The 19,019-nt window shown below is 63.0% G+C and carries 19 protein-coding genes and 1 tRNA gene; 11 read left to right on the forward strand and 9 right to left on the reverse strand.

Features of this window, described 5'->3' with window-relative positions; genetic code table 11:
* Window positions 1–243: 243 nt before the first annotated feature.
* The 3 genes from rpsA to aroA all read right to left on the reverse strand — a co-directional run bounded on the left by rpsA (window position 244) and on the right by aroA (window position 4,190).
* Window positions 244–1,950, reverse strand: a complete 1,707-nt coding sequence (gene rpsA / locus IVB54_RS38960) for a 30S ribosomal protein S1 (RefSeq protein WP_027566167.1) — start codon at window positions 1,948–1,950, stop codon at window positions 244–246.
* 267 nt (window positions 1,951–2,217) lie between these two features.
* Window positions 2,218–2,856, reverse strand: a complete 639-nt coding sequence (gene cmk / locus IVB54_RS38965) for a (d)CMP kinase (protein WP_018455758.1) — start codon at window positions 2,854–2,856, stop codon at window positions 2,218–2,220.
* Complete coding sequence (gene aroA, locus IVB54_RS38970; RefSeq protein ID WP_018455757.1) at window positions 2,853–4,190, reverse strand: 3-phosphoshikimate 1-carboxyvinyltransferase; 1,338 nt, start codon at window positions 4,188–4,190, stop codon at window positions 2,853–2,855. Before aroA ends, cmk begins: the two co-directional genes overlap by 4 nt.
* Window positions 4,191–4,362: 172 nt before the next feature.
* Here aroA and IVB54_RS38975 point away from each other — a divergent pair, with 172 nt between their 5' ends.
* From IVB54_RS38975 to IVB54_RS38985, 3 genes are all read left to right on the forward strand, one after another.
* A complete protein-coding gene (locus IVB54_RS38975) occupies window positions 4,363–4,773 on the forward strand; it encodes a TIGR02300 family protein (protein ID WP_007598417.1) in 411 nt (136 codons plus the stop codon).
* A 66-nt stretch (window positions 4,774–4,839) separates the two neighbouring features.
* Window positions 4,840–4,915: transfer RNA gene (locus IVB54_RS38980), tRNA-Ala, on the forward strand.
* 135 nt (window positions 4,916–5,050) lie between these two features.
* A complete protein-coding gene (locus IVB54_RS38985) occupies window positions 5,051–5,293 on the forward strand; it encodes a GIY-YIG nuclease family protein (protein ID WP_247777012.1) in 243 nt (80 codons plus the stop codon).
* Window positions 5,294–5,309: 16 nt separating this feature from the next.
* Here the strand turns inward: IVB54_RS38985 and IVB54_RS38990 are convergent, their stop codons facing one another.
* Window positions 5,310–5,771, reverse strand: coding sequence for a MarR family transcriptional regulator (locus tag IVB54_RS38990; RefSeq protein WP_018455754.1), 462 nt, complete (start codon window positions 5,769–5,771; stop codon window positions 5,310–5,312).
* 155 nt (window positions 5,772–5,926) lie between these two features.
* Between IVB54_RS38990 and IVB54_RS38995 the strand changes: the two genes are divergently transcribed.
* The 8 genes from IVB54_RS38995 (at window position 5,927) to IVB54_RS39030 (ending at window position 13,177) form a co-directional block, all read left to right on the forward strand.
* Complete coding sequence (locus IVB54_RS38995) at window positions 5,927–6,352, forward strand: organic hydroperoxide resistance protein (RefSeq protein ID WP_007598424.1); 426 nt, start codon at window positions 5,927–5,929, stop codon at window positions 6,350–6,352.
* Window positions 6,353–6,528: 176 nt separating this feature from the next.
* On the forward strand, window positions 6,529–7,746 hold the full coding sequence (locus tag IVB54_RS39000) for a CaiB/BaiF CoA-transferase family protein (RefSeq protein ID WP_026233020.1): 1,218 nt from the start codon (window positions 6,529–6,531) through the stop codon (window positions 7,744–7,746).
* A gap of 220 nt (window positions 7,747–7,966) precedes the next feature.
* On the forward strand, window positions 7,967–9,283 hold the full coding sequence (gene ugpB / locus IVB54_RS39005) for a sn-glycerol-3-phosphate ABC transporter substrate-binding protein UgpB (RefSeq protein WP_026233019.1): 1,317 nt from the start codon (window positions 7,967–7,969) through the stop codon (window positions 9,281–9,283).
* Between the two features lie 47 nt (window positions 9,284–9,330).
* Window positions 9,331–10,212 (forward strand): sn-glycerol-3-phosphate ABC transporter permease UgpA, encoded by an 882-nt coding sequence (gene ugpA, locus IVB54_RS39010; RefSeq protein WP_018455751.1) that lies wholly within the window; start codon window positions 9,331–9,333, stop codon window positions 10,210–10,212.
* Complete coding sequence (gene ugpE, locus IVB54_RS39015) at window positions 10,212–11,060, forward strand: sn-glycerol-3-phosphate ABC transporter permease UgpE (protein WP_018455750.1); 849 nt, start codon at window positions 10,212–10,214, stop codon at window positions 11,058–11,060. Before ugpA ends, ugpE begins: the two co-directional genes overlap by 1 nt.
* 5 nt (window positions 11,061–11,065) lie before the next feature.
* Entirely contained in the window at window positions 11,066–12,145 is a 1,080-nt protein-coding gene (locus tag IVB54_RS39020) for a sn-glycerol-3-phosphate import ATP-binding protein UgpC (protein ID WP_018455749.1), read from the forward strand.
* Between the two features lie 282 nt (window positions 12,146–12,427).
* Entirely contained in the window at window positions 12,428–12,853 is a 426-nt protein-coding gene (locus IVB54_RS39025; protein WP_026233018.1) for an Hsp20 family protein, read from the forward strand.
* Between the two features lie 51 nt (window positions 12,854–12,904).
* Entirely contained in the window at window positions 12,905–13,177 is a 273-nt protein-coding gene (locus IVB54_RS39030; RefSeq protein WP_007598581.1) for a DUF1150 domain-containing protein, read from the forward strand.
* A gap of 165 nt (window positions 13,178–13,342) precedes the next feature.
* Here the strand turns inward: IVB54_RS39030 and IVB54_RS39035 are convergent, their stop codons facing one another.
* The 5 genes from IVB54_RS39035 to rpoN form a co-directional block, all read right to left on the reverse strand.
* Window positions 13,343–14,365, reverse strand: a complete 1,023-nt coding sequence (locus IVB54_RS39035; RefSeq protein WP_247295991.1) for a glycoside hydrolase family 5 protein — start codon at window positions 14,363–14,365, stop codon at window positions 13,343–13,345.
* Entirely contained in the window at window positions 14,362–15,762 is a 1,401-nt protein-coding gene (locus IVB54_RS39040) for an O-antigen ligase family protein (RefSeq protein WP_026233017.1), read from the reverse strand. The genes IVB54_RS39035 and IVB54_RS39040 overlap by 4 nt, the downstream gene beginning before the upstream one ends.
* Before the next feature lie 182 nt (window positions 15,763–15,944).
* Window positions 15,945–16,406: a PTS IIA-like nitrogen regulatory protein PtsN gene (gene ptsN, locus IVB54_RS39045; RefSeq protein WP_018455745.1), complete on the reverse strand. Its 462-nt coding sequence runs from the start codon at window positions 16,404–16,406 to the stop codon at window positions 15,945–15,947.
* A 238-nt stretch (window positions 16,407–16,644) separates the two neighbouring features.
* Window positions 16,645–17,262, reverse strand: coding sequence for a ribosome-associated translation inhibitor RaiA (gene raiA / locus IVB54_RS39050; RefSeq protein ID WP_026233016.1), 618 nt, complete (start codon window positions 17,260–17,262; stop codon window positions 16,645–16,647).
* A gap of 81 nt (window positions 17,263–17,343) precedes the next feature.
* Window positions 17,344–18,957, reverse strand: a complete 1,614-nt coding sequence (gene rpoN / locus IVB54_RS39055) for an RNA polymerase factor sigma-54 (protein WP_247295847.1) — start codon at window positions 18,955–18,957, stop codon at window positions 17,344–17,346.
* Window positions 18,958–19,019 lie beyond the last annotated feature (62 nt).

Below are 19,019 nucleotides of genomic sequence, written 5' to 3' on the forward strand. Positions count from 1 at the left end.
GCCAGGCGCGTTGTGCCGTCGCAGCGTCGCCATTGGCTTATCTGGATACATCAATTGCGGCGCAATTAGAAGAAAACAAGGCCGGCTGCCGCGTAGCCCGGATGGAGCGCAAGCGTAATCCGGGGTTCTCGCCTCACGGAGAGGCTTTCCCGGATTTCACTTCGCCCCATCCGGGCGACGACCTCACTACAAAAAAGCCCCGGCTCGCGCCGGGGCTTTGATGCAGTGAAACCTGCGTTTCGCTTACTTGGTGTCGCGGTTCTTGAGCGCGGTGCCGAGGATGTCGCCGAGCGTTGCTCCCGAATCGGAAGAGCCGTACTGCGCGATGGCTTCCTTCTCTTCGGCGACTTCGAGCGCCTTGATCGACACTTGGACCTTGCGGGCCTTCTTGTCGAACTGGATCACGCGGGCATCGACCTTCTCGCCGACGGCGAAGCGTTCGGCGCGCTGATCGTTGCGGTCACGAGCGAGCTCCGAGCGCTTCACGAACGTGGTGAAGTCGGTACCGGTGATCTTCACCTCGATGCCGCTCTCCTTCACTTCGATCACTTCGCAGGTCACGACCGCGCCCTTCTTGACATCGCCCGGCTCGGCGAAGGGGTCGCCTTCAAGCTGTTTGATTCCAAGAGAAATGCGCTCCTTCTCGACGTCCACATCGAGCACCACGGCCTTCACCATGTCGCCCTTCTTGTAGTTGTCGATCACCTGCTCGCCCGGCTGCTTCCAGTCGAGGTCGGAGAGATGGACCATGCCGTCGACGTCGCCCTCGAGGCCCAGGAACAAACCGAATTCGGTCTTGTTCTTGACCTCGCCCTCGACCGTCGAACCGGTCGGGTGACCTTCGACGAAGACCTCCCACGGGTTGCGCATGGTCTGCTTGAGGCCGAGCGAGATGCGGCGCTTGACGGAATCGACTTCCAGCACCTGCACTTCGACTTCCTGCGAGGTCGAAACGATCTTGCCGGGGTGCATGTTCTTCTTGGTCCACGACATCTCGGAGACGTGGATCAGGCCTTCGATGCCCGGCTCGAGCTCGACGAACGCGCCGTAGTCGGTGATGTTGGTGACGCGACCGGTGAAGCGGGCACCCAGCGGGTACTTGGCTTCGATGCCCTGCCACGGATCGTCCAACAGCTGCTTCATGCCCAGCGAGATGCGGTGCGTCTCGTGGTTGATCTTGATGATCTTGACCTTCACGGTCTGGCCGATCGAGAGCACCTCGGTCGGGTGGTTGACGCGGCGCCACGCGATGTCGGTGACGTGCAGCAGACCGTCGATGCCGCCGAGATCAACGAACGCACCGTAATCGGTGATGTTCTTGACCACGCCGTCGATGACCTGACCCTCTTCGAGGTTCTGCACCAGCTCCTGACGCTGCTCGGCGCGGGTCTCTTCGAGAACCGTGCGGCGGGACACGACGATGTTGCCGCGGCGGCGGTCCATCTTGAGGATCTGGAACGGCTGCGAGTTGTTCATCAGCGGCGCAACGTCGCGGATCGGACGGATGTCGACCTGCGAACGCGGCAGGAAGGCCACGGCACCGTCGAGGTCGACGGTGAAGCCGCCCTTGACCTGGTTGAAGATGACGCCGTTGACCTTCTCGTTGTTCTGGAAGGCCTTCTCGAGCTTGCCCCAGCTCTCTTCGCGGCGCGCCTTGTCACGCGACAGCACGGCTTCGCCGAGGGCGTTCTCGATCCGATCGAGGAACACTTCCACCTCGTCGCCGACCTTGAGCTCGCTGTCACGGCCGGGGCCGGAAAATTCGCGCAGGGCAACGCGGCCCTCCGTCTTCAGGCCGACGTCGATGACGGCCATGTCCTTTTCGATTGCAACAACCTTGCCCTTGATGACTGAGCTTTCCTGCAGGTTGCCGCCTGCGAAGGACTCGTCGAGCATCGCGGCGAAATCGTCGCGCGACGGGCTATAGGTATCAGCAGAAGTCGAAGCCATTTGTTCTCCAGTTGCGGATGTCATGCCGGCCGTTGGGTTCTTGGGCGCACCGTACGCGCAGTGTCGGAAGGTCCGCAGAACCTTCGAGCGACCGCTCGCTGCTCCGACCTGGAGGGCGGAACAGCGGAAGCGGGCCGGCTGAGGCCCGCGCGTTCGATACGTGGAAATCTTTTGTCCGGAACCTGGATCGCGTCGGCCCCGAGCAGGGACCGAGAGTATCGACCTCAAAGAGCGGGAGCGGGCGCTTCCTCCAATGACGGCAGCGGCTTAACCCCGCGACCGGCCCGCTCGGACGGCCTCGATAATGTCGATGGCGGCCCGGACGCCGCCTTCTATATCCAGTTGGGAGTTATCTAGCAAGTAAGCATCCGGAGCCGGCTTCAGGGGGGCGATCGCCCGGTTCTTGTCGCGCTCGTCGCGCTGGATGATATCGGCGAGCACGGCCGCCTCGTCCGCCTCCTCGCCCCGCGCCTTGGCCTCCATGGTCCGGCGGCGGGCACGGACCTTGGGGTCGGCGACGACGAAGATCTTCACGTCGGCATGGGGGCAGATCACGGTTCCAATATCGCGCCCATCGAGCACGGCGCCGGGCGGATCGGCGGCGAATTGCCGCTGAAAGTTGATGAGGGCCTCGCGCACCTTGGGGATCGCCGAGACGATCGAGGCGCCCTCGCCGGCCTTCTGGGTCTTCAGGGCGGGATTGCCGAACTTTTCGGGATCGAGTTCCAGCGCCGCAGCGACCGCCGCCGCCTCGTCCCGGAGATCATGACCGGACTGCATCAGGGAATAGGCCACCGCGCGATAGATTACGCCGGTATCAAGGTGACGGTAGCCGTAATGGTGGGCAAGGCGCTTGCCGAGGGTGCCCTTGCCCGACGCCGCGGGCCCGTCGATGGCAATGATCATGAAAAATCGGCCCCAAGCGAACGCATCATCGGGATGAAATCCGGAAAACTGGTGGCGATGAAGGCGGTGTCATCGACGGTTACCGGCTGATCGGAGGCGCAGCCCATCACCAGCGCGGACATCGCGATGCGATGATCCATGTGGGTGGCCACCACGCCGCCGCCGGGAACGTGGCCGCGGCCTTCGACGATCAAATCGTCGCCGCAGACCTCGACCTTGACACCGTTGACGCGGAGCATGGCGGCGGTGGCCTCCAAACGGTCGGATTCCTTCACGCGCAGCTCCTGGAGGCCGCGCATGATGGTCGTGCCCTCGGCAAAGGCGGCCGCCACCGCCAGCACCAGATATTCGTCGATCATCGACGGTGCACGCTCCGGCGGCACCTCGACACCGCGCAATTTCGAGGCGCGTACCCGCAGCTTTGCCATCGGCTCGCCAGCGTCGCCACGAACTTCGCTTTCCTCGATCGAGGCACCCATTTCGCGCAGCGTGGTGAAAAGACCGGTGCGCAGCGGATTGGTCATGACGTCGGACAGGACGATTTCGGAGCCTTCGACGATCAGCGCAGCAACGATAGGGAACGCCGCCGACGAGGGATCGGCGGGCACGACGACATTGGCGCCATGCAGCTCCGGCTGCCCCACGAGCGTGATACGGCGGCCGTGCTGACCTTCTTGCACTGAGGTGATCTCGGCGCCGAAATGCTTGAGCATCAGTTCGGTGTGGTCGCGACTGGCCTCGGTCTCGATGACGGTCGTGGCGCCCGGCGCGGCCAGGCCCGCGAGCAGCACGGCGGATTTGATCTGGGCCGAGGCCACAGGCGTCTTGTAGGTGATCGGCAGCGGATCGCGCGCACCCTGGACGGTCAGCGGCAGACGGCCGCCCGCGCCGCCGGAGACGACCTTCGCGCCCATCTTTTCCAGGGGATCCAGGATCCGGCGCATGGGCCGGCTGCGCAGTGAGGCATCGCCGTCGAAAACCGCGGAGATCGGACAGCCGGCGACGGCGCCCATGACGAGCCGGCAGCCGGTGCCGGAGTTGCCGAAATCCAGCGGCGCTTTGGGCTCCGCGAAGCCTGCGACACCCACGCCGTTCACCTTCCAGGCGAAATCTCCGGTACGCTCGACCCCGGCGCCGAGCGCCTGCATGGATTTGGCGGTGTTAAGGACGTCCTCGCCCTCCAGGAGGCCCGAAATCCGCGTCTCTCCGACCGCGAGCGCGCCGAGGATGAGGGCACGGTGGGAGATCGACTTGTCTCCGGGCACCCTTACTTTCCCGGTCAGGGGACCGCTGGCGCGCGACTGGAGCGGCGTCGGCTTGTCGGAATCGGTCAAGTTCGTGTCCTTGGGTAGGCCCGAAACGTCCCTGTGGGACTCGCGGGGCAGGTACCACATGGTCTCCCCGCCGTCACGGGCATGTCGTTCTCCCGCAATGCGCTATTGACAGCGGGCCGCCAACTAGCCAAGTGAAGCACCGCTTTTCAGACATTTCCAGGATTCCTCTGCCGTGGCCAAGTCCGAACTCGGAACTAAACGTATTTGCCCGACCACGGGCAAAAAGTTCTATGACCTCAACAAGAATCCGGTGATCTCGCCCTATACCGGTGAAGTCGTGCCGATCGCGCCCATCGCGCCGGCTCGCGCACCCCGCGGTGCCGAAGCCCGTCACGCAGCCGCTGCCGCCGACGCCACGCCAGAGCCGGCGGAGGTCGAGGAGGTCTCGCTCGAGGAGGCCGATGCCGAGGAGAACACCGGCAAGGTCAAGGCCGTCGTGCCCGAATCCGAGGACGACATCGAAGTCGATGAAACTATCGAGGACGATGACGACGATGATTCGACCTTTATCGCCGACGACGAAGAAGGCGATGAGGACGTCACCGACATCATTGGTGATGTCGGCGGTGACGAAGAGACTTGAGATAATTCCAGAACTGTGGTTCTGGGTCTTTCCCGACGCGTCGCCCAAGGCGCGTCGGACGGTTAAGGGGCCATAGCTCAGCTGGGAGAGCGCTTGCATGGCATGCAAGAGGTCGGCGGTTCGATCCCGCCTGGCTCCACCACGCTTCGCCCTTCGGGCTACGCGTGGCGCAGCCGCGCGGAGCTCGAAGGGCGAAGCGTGGTGTCCGGCGAAGCCCGAAGGGCGAAGACGGACTGGTGAGACTCCCACGCAGCGGCTGCCCGGGCGATAATCGTCAATGTGGTACGTCTACATCCTCCGCAGCATCGAATTTCCCGAGCAGGAATACGTTGGGGCTACGGAAGATCTGAAGCGCCGGTTTCCAGAGCACAATGCTGGCAAATCCACCCACACTGCCAAGTTCAAGCCTTGGAAGCTGAACTGGTACTGCGCCTTCCCTGACAAGCACAAAGCGCTCGCTTTTGAAGCCTACCTGAAGTCTCACTCCGGCCGAGCCTTCACAAAGAAGCGGCTGTCCTAAGAGCGCACCTCTAACCCTACTCCCCGATCACCGCATTCAACCGATCGCGCAACGCCACAATCTCGTCCTTCATCGCGACAAGCTCCGAGACCGAGCAGTCCGATGCCGCCAGAATCGATTGCGGCACGGCCCGCGCCTTGTCCTTCAAGGCCTGGCCCTGCGGCGTCAACGCGATCAGCACCTGACGCTCGTCCTCGCTCGAGCGCGTGCGCTTGACGAGGTGGGCCGCCTCGAGCCGCTTGAGCAGCGGTGTCAGCGTGCCCGAATCCAGGTGCAGCTTTTCGCCGATGCTCTTGACCGGCACGTCGTCGCGCTCCCACAGCACCAGCATCACCAGATATTGCGGATAGGTCAGGCCGAGCCGGTCCAGCAGCGGCTTGTAGACGCGGTTGAACGCATGCGCGGCGGAATAGACCGCGAAGCAGATCTGGTTGTCGAGGCGCAGCGGCGCGTCCGCTGCCGAATGTTTCCGGGGCATCGAGAATCTCACAGGACTTGCTCCATTCTGGGGCCGGCCGTCGCTACATTCAATTGCGAACAATTAAATGTGAGACGCTATAATTTCAATTGCGCGCAATCTAATTGCCTGCGATAAAGATGGCGCCCCCACCCCGAAAACACAGGGAGACAAAAATGTCAGTGAACGTCCTCTACAAGACCAGCGCAAAGGCCACCGGCGGCCGCGACGGCCATGCCGCGACCCTCGACGGCGCGCTCGACGTCAAGCTCACCACGCCGAAGGAGCTCGGCGGCGGAGGCGGCGCCGGCAACAATCCCGAGCAGCTGTTTGCTGCGGGCTATGCCGCCTGCTTCATCGGCGCGATGAAGTTCGTGTCCTCGCAGGGCGGCCCCAAGGTTCCGGCCGACGCCTCCGTGACCTCGACCGTCGGCATCGGCCCGCGCGCGGCCGGCGGCTTCGGTCTCGACATCGACCTTGCCGTCTCGCTGCCGGGCCTCGCCCGCGCGGAAGCCGAGGCGCTGGTCGAGAAGGCGCACCAGGTGTGCCCGTATTCCAACGCGACGCGCGGCAATGTCGACGTCCGTCTGACGGTCGTCTGATCGGTTAGCTGAAGCGGCTGGCCCGAGATACCCCTCGGGCCGGCCGCCTCCCTTGATTTGCCATCCCGCGGGATTGCGGCGAGCGGCCTGCATGACGCCCTACGCGCGAAGCCATTGCCGGCTCGGACGAACCTCGTTAGGCCTGTGATCAATACCGACACAGGGGACGCGAAGGCATGACTGAAGCCGCCAGTTCTGGAGCTGCCATGGGTGCAATGAGCGGCCTGCGCGTCATCGATCTGACGCGCGTGCTCGGCGGCCCCTATTGCACCCAGATCCTCGCCGACCATGGCGCCGACGTGATCAAGGTCGAGCCGCCCGCAGGCGACGAGGTACGCGACTGGGGCCCTCCCTTCCACGAGGAAGACGCGGCCTATTTCATCGGCATCAACCGCAACAAGCGCTCGATCGGCCTCGACCTCGCCTCCGAGGGCGGCCGGACCGTGCTGCTCAAGATGCTGGAGAGCGCCGACGTCCTGATCGAGAACTTCAAGCCGGGCACGCTGGAGAAATGGGGCATCGGCAACGAGGTGTTACGCGAGAAATTTCCGCGCCTCGTGCATTGCCGGATCTGCGGCTTCGGCGCCGACGGCCCGCGCGGCGGCAATCCCGGCTATGACGCCATCATCCAGGCCATGACCGGCATGATCGCGGCGACCGGCTCGCCCGAGAGCGGACCGATGCGGATCGGCGTGCCGCTGGTCGACATCGGCACCGGCCTCTATGCGGCGATCGGCATCTTGATGGCGCTGTCGGAGCGGCAGCGCTCGGGCCAGGGCCAGTTCCTGGAGACCACGCTGTACGAGACCGGTCTCGCCATCATGCATCCGCACACCGCGAATTATTTCATGCATGGCAAGCCGCCGTCGCTCACCGGCAACGAGCATCCCAACCTCGTGCCCTATGCGATCTTCCCGACCAAGACCGACGACATCTTCATCGGCGTCGGCAATGACGGCACCTTCCGCAAGCTCGCCAAGGAGATCGGCAAGCCCGAGCTCGGCACCGATCCGCGCTTTGCGCGCAACAAGGATCGCATCGGCAATCGCGAGGCGCTGCGGGCCGAGCTTGCCGCCGTGTTCAGCCAGCACGAGGCCGAGCCGCTGTGCAATCGCCTGCTCGCCGCGGGCCTGCCCGCCGGCCCCGTGCAGAAGATCGACCAGGCATTGACCAACCCGCACACGATCGCGCGCGGCGATATTATCGAGAAGGATTGGTACAAGGGCGTGGCGTCGCCGATCCGGCTCGACCGCAGCAAGCCGAGCCTGCGGCGCCTGCCGCCGAAATTCAGCGAGCACGCCGCCGAGGTCCTGGGCGAATTCGGCTACTCCAGGTCCGAGATCGACGCGATGGTCGAGCAGGGCACTGTCTGCGGCCCCGAGCGCAAGCGCTAGCGCCCTCGCCTTCCACATCCCACGGCAATGCCGCAGTGCGGTGCGGGCGCTCTGTGCACCGCGAACGGAGGACGCTGCGCGCGCGGCATTCGCCTATTTGACGGCTTCCCTTTTCCAGCGCTTGCCGCTTTCGTTTCGGCCGCTTACACAGTCATGTGAACGTCATATGGCGCTGCTAGCGCAAGCGATCATTTTTGACGGCCCAAGGGAGGTTTACTTGATGGCTCTTCGACATTTTGGAGCGGCTGCCGCTATTGCACTCACGGTTGGACTATCGGCCTCGCCGGCCTTGGCCGTGACCGAAATCCAGTGGTGGCACGCGATGACCGGCGCCAACAACGACGTCATCGTCAAGCTCGCCACCGACTTCAACGCGTCGCAGAGCGACTACAAGGTGATCCCGACCTACAAGGGCAACTATCCCGATACGATGAACGCCGGCATCGCGGCGTTCCGCGCCGGCAACGCCCCGCACATCATGCAGGTGTTCGAAGTCGGCACCGCGACCATGATGGCCGCGACCGGCGCCGTGAAGCCCGTCTACAAGCTGATGGCCGACGCCGGCGAGAAGTTCGACCCCAAGATCTACCTGCCCGCCATCACCGGTTATTATTCGACGTCGAAGGGCGAGATGCTGTCCTTCCCTTTCAACTCGTCCTCGACCGTGATGTGGGTGAACCTCGACGAGCTGAAGAAGGCGAACGTAGAGATCCCGAAGACCTGGCCCGAAACGTTCGAGGCCGCCAAGAAGCTGAAGGCTGCCGGTCATGACACCTGCGGCTTCTCGGGCTCCTGGATCACCTGGGTCAATCTCGAGCAGCTCTCGGCGTGGCACAACGTGCCGCTCGCCAGCAAGGCCAACGGCCTCGACGGCTTCGACACCGTGCTCGAGTTCAACGGACCGCTTCAGGTCAAGCATCTCGAAACCCTGGTCGAGCTGCAGAAGACCAAGACCTATGACTACGCCGGCCGCACCAACACCGGCGAAGGCCGCTTCACTTCGGGCGAGTGCCCGATCTACCTGACCTCGTCGGCCTTCTTCGGCAACGTCAAGGCGCAGGCCAAGTTCAACTTCACCGCCGTGCCGATGCCGTATTATCCCGACGTCAAGGGCGCACCGCAGAACTCGATCATCGGCGGCGCTTCGCTGTGGGTGATGGGCGGCAAGTCGGCCGAGGAATACAAGGGCGTCGCGAAATTCCTGACCTTCCTCTCCGACACCGATCGCCAGGTCTACATCCACAAGGCCTCCGGCTACCTGCCGATCACCAAGGCGGCCTACGCCAAGGCGAAGGAAGAAGGCTTCTACAAGGATCAGCCCTATCTCGAGACCCCGCTGCTCGAGCTGACCAACAAGGAGCCGACCGAGAATTCGCGCGGTCTGCGCCTCGGCAACATGGTGCAGCTGCGTGACGTCTGGTCGGAAGAGATTGAGCAAGCGCTGGCCGGCAAGAAGACCGCCAAGCAGGCGCTCGATGCCGCCGTCGAGCGCGGCAACACGATGCTGCGGCAGTTCGAAAAGACCGCCGTCAAGTGAGGCAATGAGCGGCAGGCCGCGACCCGGCCTGCCGCTCTGCTGGCATCATGCAAAAGCAAGCCATCTTCCAGTCAAGACTGTTACCGTACGCGCTGGTTGCGCCGCAGCTCGCGATCGTCCTGATTTTCTTCTATTGGCCGGCCCTGCAGGCGGTGATCCAGTCCTTCCTGCTCCAGGATGCGTTCGGTCTGTCGACCACCTTTGTCTGGTTCGAGAATTACGTCGAGCTGTTCAAGGACGCAGCCTATTTCGAGGCGATCGTCCGGACCTTCTTGTTCTCGTTCGCCATCGCCGTCTCGTCGCTGTCCTTTGCGCTGCTGCTCGCCGTGATGGCGGACAAGCCGCTGCGTGGCTCGATGCTCTACCGCACGCTCCTGATCTGGCCCTATGCGGTGGCACCGCCCGTGGTCGGCGTGCTCTGGATCTTCATGCTGCATCCCTCGCTCGGCGTGCTCTCGCGCTATCTGCGCAATATGGGCGTCGACTGGAATCCGCTGCTCGACGGCGACCAGGCCGCGGCGCTGATCATCCTCGCCGCCGCGTGGAAGCAGATCTCCTATAATTTCCTGTTCTTCCTCGCCGGCCTGCAAGCGATCCCAAAGAGCGTGTTCGAGGCCGCCGCGATCGACGGCGCCCGTCCGATGCGGCGGTTCTGGACCGTGACCTTCCCGTTGCTGTCGCCGACCATCTTCTTCCTGCTGGTGGTCAACATCGTCTACGCCTTCTTCGACACGTTCGGCATCATCGACACGATGACCCGCGGCGGCCCCGGAACGTCGACGGTCACGCTGGTCTACAAGGTCTATTCCGACGGCCTGCTCGGCGGCAATCTCGGCAGCTCGGCGGCGCAGTCGGTGATCCTGATGGTCATGGTCATCGTGCTCACCGGAATCCAGTTCCGGTTCGTCGAACGCAAGGTGACCTACTGATGGTCGAGGAAGAGGGCTTCCGGCGCAACATCGCCCACATCATCCTCTGGATCGGGATCGCGGTCGTCGCCTTCCCCGTCTACATCGCGTTCGTCGCCTCGACCCAGGACAACGCGCTGATCGCCAACGGGCAAATGTCGCTGCTGCCGGGCGGCCATTTCTTCGAGGTCTACTACCAGACCATTTTCGTCGGCACGAGCGGATCGACCCGCGAGCCCGTCGGCAACATGATGCTGAACTCGCTGGTGATGGCGCTGCTGATCGCGGTCGGCAAGATCGCGATCTCGATCATCTCGGCCTACGCGATCGTCTATTTCCGCTTTCCCTTCCGGATGCCGATCTTCTGGATCATCTTCATCACGCTGATGCTGCCGGTCGAGGTGCGCATCTATCCGACCTACAAGATCGTCGCCGATCTGCACATGCTCGACAGCTATGCGGGCCTGTCACTGCCGCTGATCGCCTCCGCCACCGCGACGCTGCTGTTTCGCCAGTTCTTCATGACGGTGCCGGACGAGCTGCTGGAGGCCTCGCGCATCGACGGCGCCGGTCCCCTGCGCTTCTTCTGGGATACGCTGCTGCCGCTGTCGCGCACCAACATGGCGGCGCTGTTCGTGATCCTCTTCATCCTCGGCTGGAATCAATATCTCTGGCCGCTGCTGATCACCACCCGCGACGACATGCAGACCATCCAGGTCGGCATCCGCAAGATGATCACCACCACCGACGCGCTGACCGAATGGCCGATCGTGATGGCGACGGCCGTGCTCGCGATGCTGCCGCCGGTGTTCGTCGTCGTCGTGATGCAGAAACTGTTCGTGCGCGGACTCGTGGAGACGGAAAAGTAAATCCCATGGCTAACGTCACCCTGCGCAACGTCCGCAAAACCTATCCCGGCGGCTTCGAGGCCATCAAGGGCGTCAACGTCGATGTCGGCGACGGCCAGTTCTGCGTGCTGGTCGGGCCCTCCGGCTGCGGCAAGTCGACATTGCTGCGCATGGTCGCAGGCCTCGAAACCGTCACCGGCGGCGAGATCGACATCGGCGGCCGCATCGTCAACCAGATCGAGCCCGCCGACCGCGACATCGCGATGGTGTTCCAGAACTACGCGCTCTATCCGCATATGAGCGTCTTCAACAACATGGCTTACGGCCTGCGCAACCGCGGCATGAAGGAGGCCGAGGTCAAGACCCGCGTCGACGAAGCCGCCCGCGTGCTCGAGCTCACCTCGATGCTGGAGCGCAAGCCGCGCCAGCTCTCCGGCGGCCAGCGCCAGCGCGTCGCCATGGGCCGCGCCATCGTGCGCCAGCCGAAGGTGTTTCTGTTCGACGAGCCGCTCTCCAATCTTGACGCCAAACTCCGCATCGCGATGCGGGTCGAGATCCGCAAATTGCAGCGCCGGCTCAACACCACGTCGATCTACGTCACCCACGACCAGCTCGAGGCGATGACGCTCGCCGACATTCTCGTGGTGATGAATGGCGGCCAGGTCGAGCAGGTCGGCAATCCCTTGGCGATCTACGAGAAGCCGGCGACGACTTTCGTCGCCTCCTTCATCGGCGCGCCACCGATGAATCTGATGTCGATTCGCGCCGACGAGATCAAGTCGCAGCTCGGCAGCACCGACGCCGGCATCCTCGGCATTCGCCCGGAGGATTTCGTCATCACCGACCAGAGCCCGGCCGGCGGCGTCGCCCTTCCGCTCACCGTGGAAGCGATCGAGCGCGTCGGCGCTGAAACCTTCGTTTACGGCACGCGGGCTCAGGACGAGCAGCGCATCGCCGCCAACCCCGGCGAACTGCCGCCCGGCGAGGTCATCGTCCGCATTCCCGGCTCAGAGGCGCCTCCGATCGGCGAGAAGATCCGCGTCGCAGCAATGCGCCAAAAGCTGCATCTGTTCAGCGGCGATGGGCGGACGCGGATCGAGGCCTGATCGGGTTCCGCTGGGCCGTCGATTAAAAAACGCGAAAACAACCCCATGCACAGTAGAAGGGGGTTTGTTTTTGTTGAGAAAAATCACACCGCAATTTCGTCGGGCCGGCTTGTGGCAGGCGTTTCGCGCCATGGCGACAAGTCAGCTTTTGCGGGTGAGCTGCCAGTCCACAGCCCCGGCTACGTCCTTGAACCCACACGCGGATATGCCCATATTGCTGATCAAGGGGTGCCTGTACGGGCCCTGATGCACCAAAGTCGCTTCGAGAGGACTTTGTAAACTATGTCTCGTGTTCCCATGCTTTCCAGTCCCTTCCTTCTGGGCTTCGACGAGATCGAGCGCGTGCTCGATCGGGTTGTCAAAGGCGCCGACGGTTACCCTCCCTACAATATCGAGAGGTGCGACCGGTCGGAGGGCCAGCCCGAGCGTCTGCGGATCACGCTGGCGGTCGCCGGATTCACCCGCGACCAACTCGATGTAACCATTGAGGAAAACCAGCTCGTCATTCGCGGGCGGCAGCAGGACGACAAGACCCGGCAATACATCCATCGCGGCATCGCCGCGCGCCACTTCCAGCGCACTTTCGTGCTGGCGGAGGGGATGCTGGTGCTGGGTGCGGATCTGAAGAACGGATTGCTGGCGATCGATCTTGCCCGGCCGGAACCGGAGAGGATCGTTAAGACAATCGCTATCAATGAGCACGAATAATGGAACGAGTAGCGGACTCGACCGCTTAGTTTCGAGAGAGGAGTCGAGACCATGAGTGAAGGTCACGTTGCGTTCGAATACGAAGCCAAGAACGTCTCGCCGGAAACGCTGGCAACCCTCGGCGAAGGCCATATCGCCTATGTGAAGCAGATCCGCTCTGAGGATGTGCCGGGCCTGTTTCCCGAAGCGCCGAAGATCGCGCCGGGCCTCAAGCTCTTCGCGCTCCACGCCGCCGACGGCACGCCGATCATGCTGACCGACAGCCGCGAAGCCGCAATCGCCAACGCCTGGAGCAACGAGCTGCAAGCGGTGAGCGTGCACTGAGCACGCGCGCGTCGCACGAATAGGGTTTCAAGCGGGCATGCCTTCGCAGGAAGGCGTGCCCGTTTGCTTTGGGGGATCCAGAATCTTTCCGTGGCAAGATTTTGGATTGCTTCGCTCGCTCGCAATGAGGCAGTGTGCGGCGATGGCTCGCGTCCCGGATGCACCTCAACGCCCGGCCGGAAGCAGTGCCCGCAGGATGTCCGGCTTCCAGGCTTGACGCGCGCTGTCGAAGGCCGCGAAATCATGATCGAACTGCCAATAGGCCCAAGCCCAGCCAAGCCGCTCTGCGCTCCGCGCCACGAATGACAGATATCTGGTCCGTGCTTCGGCTGGAGCGGCCTCGTACACGCCGAACTCGCCGAGATAGATCGGGCGCTTTTCTCTTTGGGACCAGGACCGAATCTTCTCGAAATCGGCGCGGGCCTTCTGTTTATCCTCCGGGGTACCCCAGTCGAGCGGGCCGATTCGCGAGAATGTGGGCGACCACGGTGCGCCCTGATGGGTGAAACGGATCGGCGCGTAATAGTGAAACGTGACGATCAGATTCCGGTCATCCGACGGCAGGACCAGGTCCTCGACCGGCATCTCGTCGACGTTGAGAACCGAAGCGATGACCGTCCGCCGGGGATTGGTGGCGCGGATGATGCTGAGGCACTCGTTCAGAAGGCCGTTCCAGCCGGTGGACGACATCTGCCCGCCCGGCTCGTTGAGGACCTCGAAGACAAGTGCTGGATATTTCCCGGCGTAGCGCGCGGCGATTTGGGTCCAGAACGATTTCAGCTTGTCTGTGCACTCGGAGATGTCGCGCTGACAAACATGGGTATCGTGCTCGTCCAGGATGGGGATGAGATTTCGGGCGAGCACTTCCTCGATGACGCCATCGAGCCGCCTCAAGACGACTTCATCCATTACCTTCTCCGGATTCATGAATCTAAAGCCGAAGAAATTTATCCGAACGTGCGAGAACCCGGCGCGTCTGATCGCAGTGAGGTTGTCCAGACGAAATGGCGCGTTTCGGCCTCCCTCCCAGACGCCGTCGTAGCCGAGGATGTTGATGCCGCGCCCCAATTTTGGAGCAGGGGGCGTGTTGGCCTGTCCGGCTGCCTCGGTCCGGAAGCAGATCGGAAGCACGGATAGTGCCAAGACAAGACGAAAGGCTATCGTCCAGCGGACGCGGATGGCATTCATCCTGTTTGCCCCGTCATTGCTGCAGGCCCCTGCTGGGGCACCGGCCTGCACACTGCGAAGAAGAATGCGACGAGCAGCACCGACGTGAACATTGTCGAGCGAAGAAACATCGTCTCCGTGAAGTTCGATTGAAAGCTCAGGACGACGAAGCCGATGATCAGCGCGCAGTGATACCGATCGATCGACCGGGTGGCGATCAAATAGAGGACCTTTTCCGAGAACAGATAAACGCTCGTGACGAACAGCAAATATCCCAGAAATCCAGTTTCAATCGCGACCGCGATGTAACCGCTATGATAATTGTCGAGCACCCAGCCATGATTCTGGTTGAAATAGTCGTAGATCGCGGGGCGCGTCCAGAATCCGTTGATGCCGAAGCCCAGCAGCGGCGCATCGTTGAAATGGCCGATGGCGTACTGCCAAATGAAGGTCCGCTCGGTCAAATCGACGGTCGCCTCGCCGAGATGGATGGAATCGTACCCCGTCACGTAAAAATACAGCATCAGCAGAGCGGCCAGGATGCACATGATGAATGGCAACACCGCATAGATTTTCATGCAGCGGATCGACCACATGGAAGTCACGAGCAGCCCGCCCGCCGCGAATGCGACAGCGCCGGCACCACGCGACTCCGAGGCGATGACGCAGGTCGATGCCAGAACAAGCGACACGAGGAATGCAATCCATCCCTGCCCCGTGATCTTCTGATAACAGGCAAAGAACATCAGATATGCGCTGATAAAGCCGAGCGTCTGCTTCGATTCGTAGATTCCTTGCCACTGGCCGTTGTGCATCCAGCTCTGGTCGACGCCGATCTCGGGCACGAAGACGGCGCACAACGCCGAGGCGGCGACCAGAACGAACAGCCCAAGCGCCGTGGATCCGACGATCTCGTCGATGTCGATACGCGTGATGAGGCAATACGCACCGAAAGTCGTCACCACAAGTGCAACGCTCTTCATGATCGCTGCGATGGAAAGCGTGGTCCAGAGAACGGAAACGGCCGCGAGGGCATAAAATGTGACCAACGCGATGAGATCTGGATTGGGCTGGATCCGGACCCGCGGCCGTACGAAGACACTGGCATAGATCGAGACGATCCACATCAGCAGCGCGACCGCCTGCTGCACATAGCTCCACTCTGAAGGTAGTAATGCGGGGTGAAGAACACCCATTGATGCGACCACGTTGAGGGTGATCGAGCTGCGGATCACGTTTCTGGCCAGCCGTTCCACGCCGGCGCTTGGCGCTTTCCAGATCGCGCTTTCATATGCATCGGAGTCCGCTGCGGTATGCAGTCCGGCGCCAAGCTGACCACCCTGAAGCACGGCCGCGGGCCGCTCTTCCGCCCCGGCACCGATGTGCAGCGGCGCCCTTCCATTCCCAGTCACGTGCACTCAGTCCACAACGGCGAACGGCCCTTAACGATGTGAGGGCCGCCCCTATGCCCTACGTCTCAAACGGGAAGATATTCGCGTCTTCTACCTTCGAGATCAAGATGAGCATGACGAGATTGCTGCGCGCCGCGCAATCCAGGTGCCAGAATCGATCGGGCCTTATCCTGCAAGAAGGAGGGGAGTTACGCCGCGGTCGCCGGCGGCAGCGCGAGCACCGAATAGATCGCCTGGGCATCGCGCGAGGCGCGGAGCTTCTTGGCGATGTCCTGGTCGCGGAGCAGGCGGGCGATGCGGGCCAGCGCCTTGAGGTGATCGGCACCGGCGCCTTCGGGGGCGAGCAGCAGGAAGACGAGATCGACCGGCTGGCCGTCCATCGATTCGAAATCGATCGGGCGATCGAGGCGGGCGAACATGCCGAAGATCTTTTCCAGCTTGGGCAGCTTGCCGTGGGGAATGGCGACGCCGTAGCCGACCGCAGTGGTGCCGAGCTTCTCGCGTTGCAGGAGTACCTCGAACACGGAACGCTCGTTCTGCCCGGTCAACTCGGCGGCCTTGGCCGCGAGTTCCTGAAGCGCCTGCTTCTTGCTGTTGACCTTCAATGCCGGGAGAATCGCCTCGGGCGCGACCAGATCGGTAATCGGCATGGAAGTTTTCCGAGGTGAATGAAAACGTCAGGTTCCGAATTGGCCAGCCTGGACAAAGAACCTGGGCGGGCCGACGTCAAGAAGATGAAGCAGGAGGCGGACTTAGCTCGCCCCTGATGTGGGGGGCTTCTACTCCAACGCAATCCCGGTGCCAACTCCCGCGTGCAGCTTTGCCCCGGTCATTGTTAAGGCGGAAAGGGGCCCCGGCGCGGGGCCCCCAGAGCGTCGCCCGACGGCCTCACGCCTTGCCACCCACCTTGCCGTCCGTCTTGACCCCCGGGGGGTCTATCCAGCCGACATTGCCGTCGGCCCGGCGGTAAATGATGTTCACCCGGCCGGAGGAGCCGTGCTGAAACACCAGGCAGGGCGCCCCGCTGAGGTCGAGTTCCATGACCGCTTCGCTCACGGACAGCGGCTTCAGCGAGGTGGTGGCCTCGGCGATGATGACGGGGCTGTAGCCGGTGATCTCGTCCTCATCCTCACCCTCGCCCGGTGCCTCCAGCACGTAGCTGGTGGCATCCATCGCGGCCAGCGCCGCGGAGGCGACATGGGCCTTGCGGGCGGAGCGATCCTTGAGCCGGCTCTTGTAGCGCTTGAGCCGCTTCTCGATCATCACCAGCGCCTGGTCGGCACTGGCATAGGCGTCCGGTGCGTTGGAATCGGCCTCGAGCGTGATTCCCGAATCAAGATGCAGCGCACAGTCGGTGCGGAAGCCGAAGCCGTCCTTGCTCAGCGTGATGTGACCAGAGTAATTGCCGTCGAAATATTTGCGCAGGACCTCTTCAGTCCGGTCGTTGACGCGGCCGCGCAGGGCCTCGCCGACGTTGACGCTCTTTCCCGAGATGCGGAGAGTCATGTGAACCTCACTTGGTTCGTGCCTGGCCTGGATTTGGGCCCGATAGCAGATCGAGAGTAGCGCGATTTCGCGCCGGCGCAATCAGGCCGGTTCGGGATTGCGGGAGCGATCGGCCATGGCGGTGGAGACGACGTTACCAAGAGCGCTCTGCTTGTCGCGACGGCGTTGCACCGAGGAAGGAATGCGCATGGCTTCGCGGTACTTCGCGACCGTGCGGCGGGCGATATCAATGCCCGAGCCGCGCAAGCGTTCCACGATGGTGTCGTCGGACAGGATCGAGGAGGGCGCCTCCGCATCGATCAGCTGCTTGATGTGGTGGCGCACGGCTTCGGCCGAATGAGCCTCGCCGCCATCGGCCGATGCAATCGAGGCCGTGAAGAAATATTTCAGCTCAAACGTGCCGCGATTGGTCGCCATGTATTTGTTGGCGGTGACGCGCGACACCGTGGATTCATGCATCTGAATGGCGTCGGCGACGGCCTTCAGATTCAGCGGTCGCAGATGCGCCACACCATGGATGAAGAAGCCGTCCTGCTGGCGCACGATTTCGGTTGCGACTTTCAGGATGGTGCGGGCGCGCTGGTCGAGCGCACGCACCAGCCAGGTCGCGTTCTGAAGCGCATCGGTGAAATACGATTTGTCGCCGTCCTTGCCGATCTTCTTCGAGAGCTGCGAATAGTAGGTCTGGTTGACCAGCACGCGCGGCAAGGTGTCGCTGTTGAGCTCGACATGCCAGCCGCCATCGGGTCCCGGGCGGACATAGACATCGGGCACCATGGTCTGGAGCCGGGCCGTGCCGAACTTCATGCCGGGCTTGGGATTGAGCCGGCGGATCTCGCCGATCATGTCGGCGATGTCCTCATCGTCGACGCCGCAAACCTTGCGCAAGGCTCCGATGTCGCGCTTGGCGAGGAGGTCGAGATGCTCGACCAGGGCCTGCATCGCGGGATCGTAACGGTCGAGCTCGCGGAGCTGGATCGCCAGGCATTCGCTCAAATTGCGCGCGCAGACGCCGGGCGGATCGAATTTCTGCAGTACGGCAAGAACGTTCTCGACGTCCTGTTGCGATGCGCCCAGCCGTTCGGCGGCCTGCCCGAGATCCGGCGGCAGGTAGCCGGCTTCGTCGACGAGGTCGATCAGATACTGGCCGATCATGCGCTGCGCGGCCCCGGTGAAGGCAACCGAGAGCTGCTCGGCGAGATGGTCGCCGAGCGTGGTCTCCGCGGCGACAAAGGCTTCGAGATTGTAGTCCTCGTCACCGGAGGCGCCGCCGCCCCATTCGGTGTAGGTGGTCGGCGCCGCATCCTGGGCGTTGCGCGCGGCCGCCTCGGCCGGTTCCTCGGAGAAGACGTTGTCCAGCCCGGTGTCCATGGTCTGCTCGATCTCGGCGCGGGTGCCGAGATCCTTGCTCATCCACTCTTCCTGGCCGGGCTCGAAGGCTTCGCCCGGGCCGCCGCCCGGCTCGTCGTTGTGGCCGCCGTCGCTGTCATTGAACTGGCCGGTCTCGGCCGGGCCCTCGCCCGCGGGCGGCTCGTCATTGGCCCGTTCCAGCAGGGGATTACGCTCGAGTTCCTCTTCGACGAACGTCGTGAGATCGAGATTGGACAATTGCAGCAGCTTGATCGCCTGCATCAACTGCGGCGTCATGACCAGCGACTGCGATTGCCGGAACTCTAATCTCTGCGAAAGCGCCATGAAGCAAGAACCGATCCCAAAAGTTGGTCCGATTTTTGCTTATCCTAGTCCAAGCCCGATGT

The sequence above is a fragment of the Bradyrhizobium sp. CW1 genome, from assembly GCF_023100665.1.
In the GTDB taxonomy this organism is placed as follows: Bacteria; Pseudomonadota; Alphaproteobacteria; order Rhizobiales; family Xanthobacteraceae; genus Bradyrhizobium; species Bradyrhizobium canariense_D.

Coding starts and splice junctions, on each gene's coding strand:
- rpsA (WP_027566167.1), bottom strand. CDS start 1,950: ATGGCTTCGACTTCTGCTGATACCTATAGCCCGTCGCGCGACGATTTC.
- cmk (WP_018455758.1), bottom strand. CDS start 2,856: ATGATCATTGCCATCGACGGGCCCGCGGCGTCGGGCAAGGGCACCCTC.
- IVB54_RS38985 (WP_247777012.1), top strand. CDS start 5,051: ATGTGGTACGTCTACATCCTCCGCAGCATCGAATTTCCCGAGCAGGAA.
- IVB54_RS38990 (WP_018455754.1), bottom strand. CDS start 5,771: ATGCCCCGGAAACATTCGGCAGCGGACGCGCCGCTGCGCCTCGACAAC.
- IVB54_RS38995 (WP_007598424.1), top strand. CDS start 5,927: ATGTCAGTGAACGTCCTCTACAAGACCAGCGCAAAGGCCACCGGCGGC.
- IVB54_RS39000 (WP_026233020.1), top strand. CDS start 6,529: ATGACTGAAGCCGCCAGTTCTGGAGCTGCCATGGGTGCAATGAGCGGC.
- ugpB (WP_026233019.1), top strand. CDS start 7,967: ATGGCTCTTCGACATTTTGGAGCGGCTGCCGCTATTGCACTCACGGTT.
- ugpA (WP_018455751.1), top strand. CDS start 9,331: ATGCAAAAGCAAGCCATCTTCCAGTCAAGACTGTTACCGTACGCGCTG.
- ugpE (WP_018455750.1), top strand. CDS start 10,212: ATGGTCGAGGAAGAGGGCTTCCGGCGCAACATCGCCCACATCATCCTC.
- IVB54_RS39020 (WP_018455749.1), top strand. CDS start 11,066: ATGGCTAACGTCACCCTGCGCAACGTCCGCAAAACCTATCCCGGCGGC.
- IVB54_RS39025 (WP_026233018.1), top strand. CDS start 12,428: ATGTCTCGTGTTCCCATGCTTTCCAGTCCCTTCCTTCTGGGCTTCGAC.
- IVB54_RS39030 (WP_007598581.1), top strand. CDS start 12,905: ATGAGTGAAGGTCACGTTGCGTTCGAATACGAAGCCAAGAACGTCTCG.
- IVB54_RS39035 (WP_247295991.1), bottom strand. CDS start 14,365: ATGAATGCCATCCGCGTCCGCTGGACGATAGCCTTTCGTCTTGTCTTG.
- ptsN (WP_018455745.1), bottom strand. CDS start 16,406: ATGCCGATTACCGATCTGGTCGCGCCCGAGGCGATTCTCCCGGCATTG.
- raiA (WP_026233016.1), bottom strand. CDS start 17,262: ATGACTCTCCGCATCTCGGGAAAGAGCGTCAACGTCGGCGAGGCCCTG.
- rpoN (WP_247295847.1), bottom strand. CDS start 18,957: ATGGCGCTTTCGCAGAGATTAGAGTTCCGGCAATCGCAGTCGCTGGTC.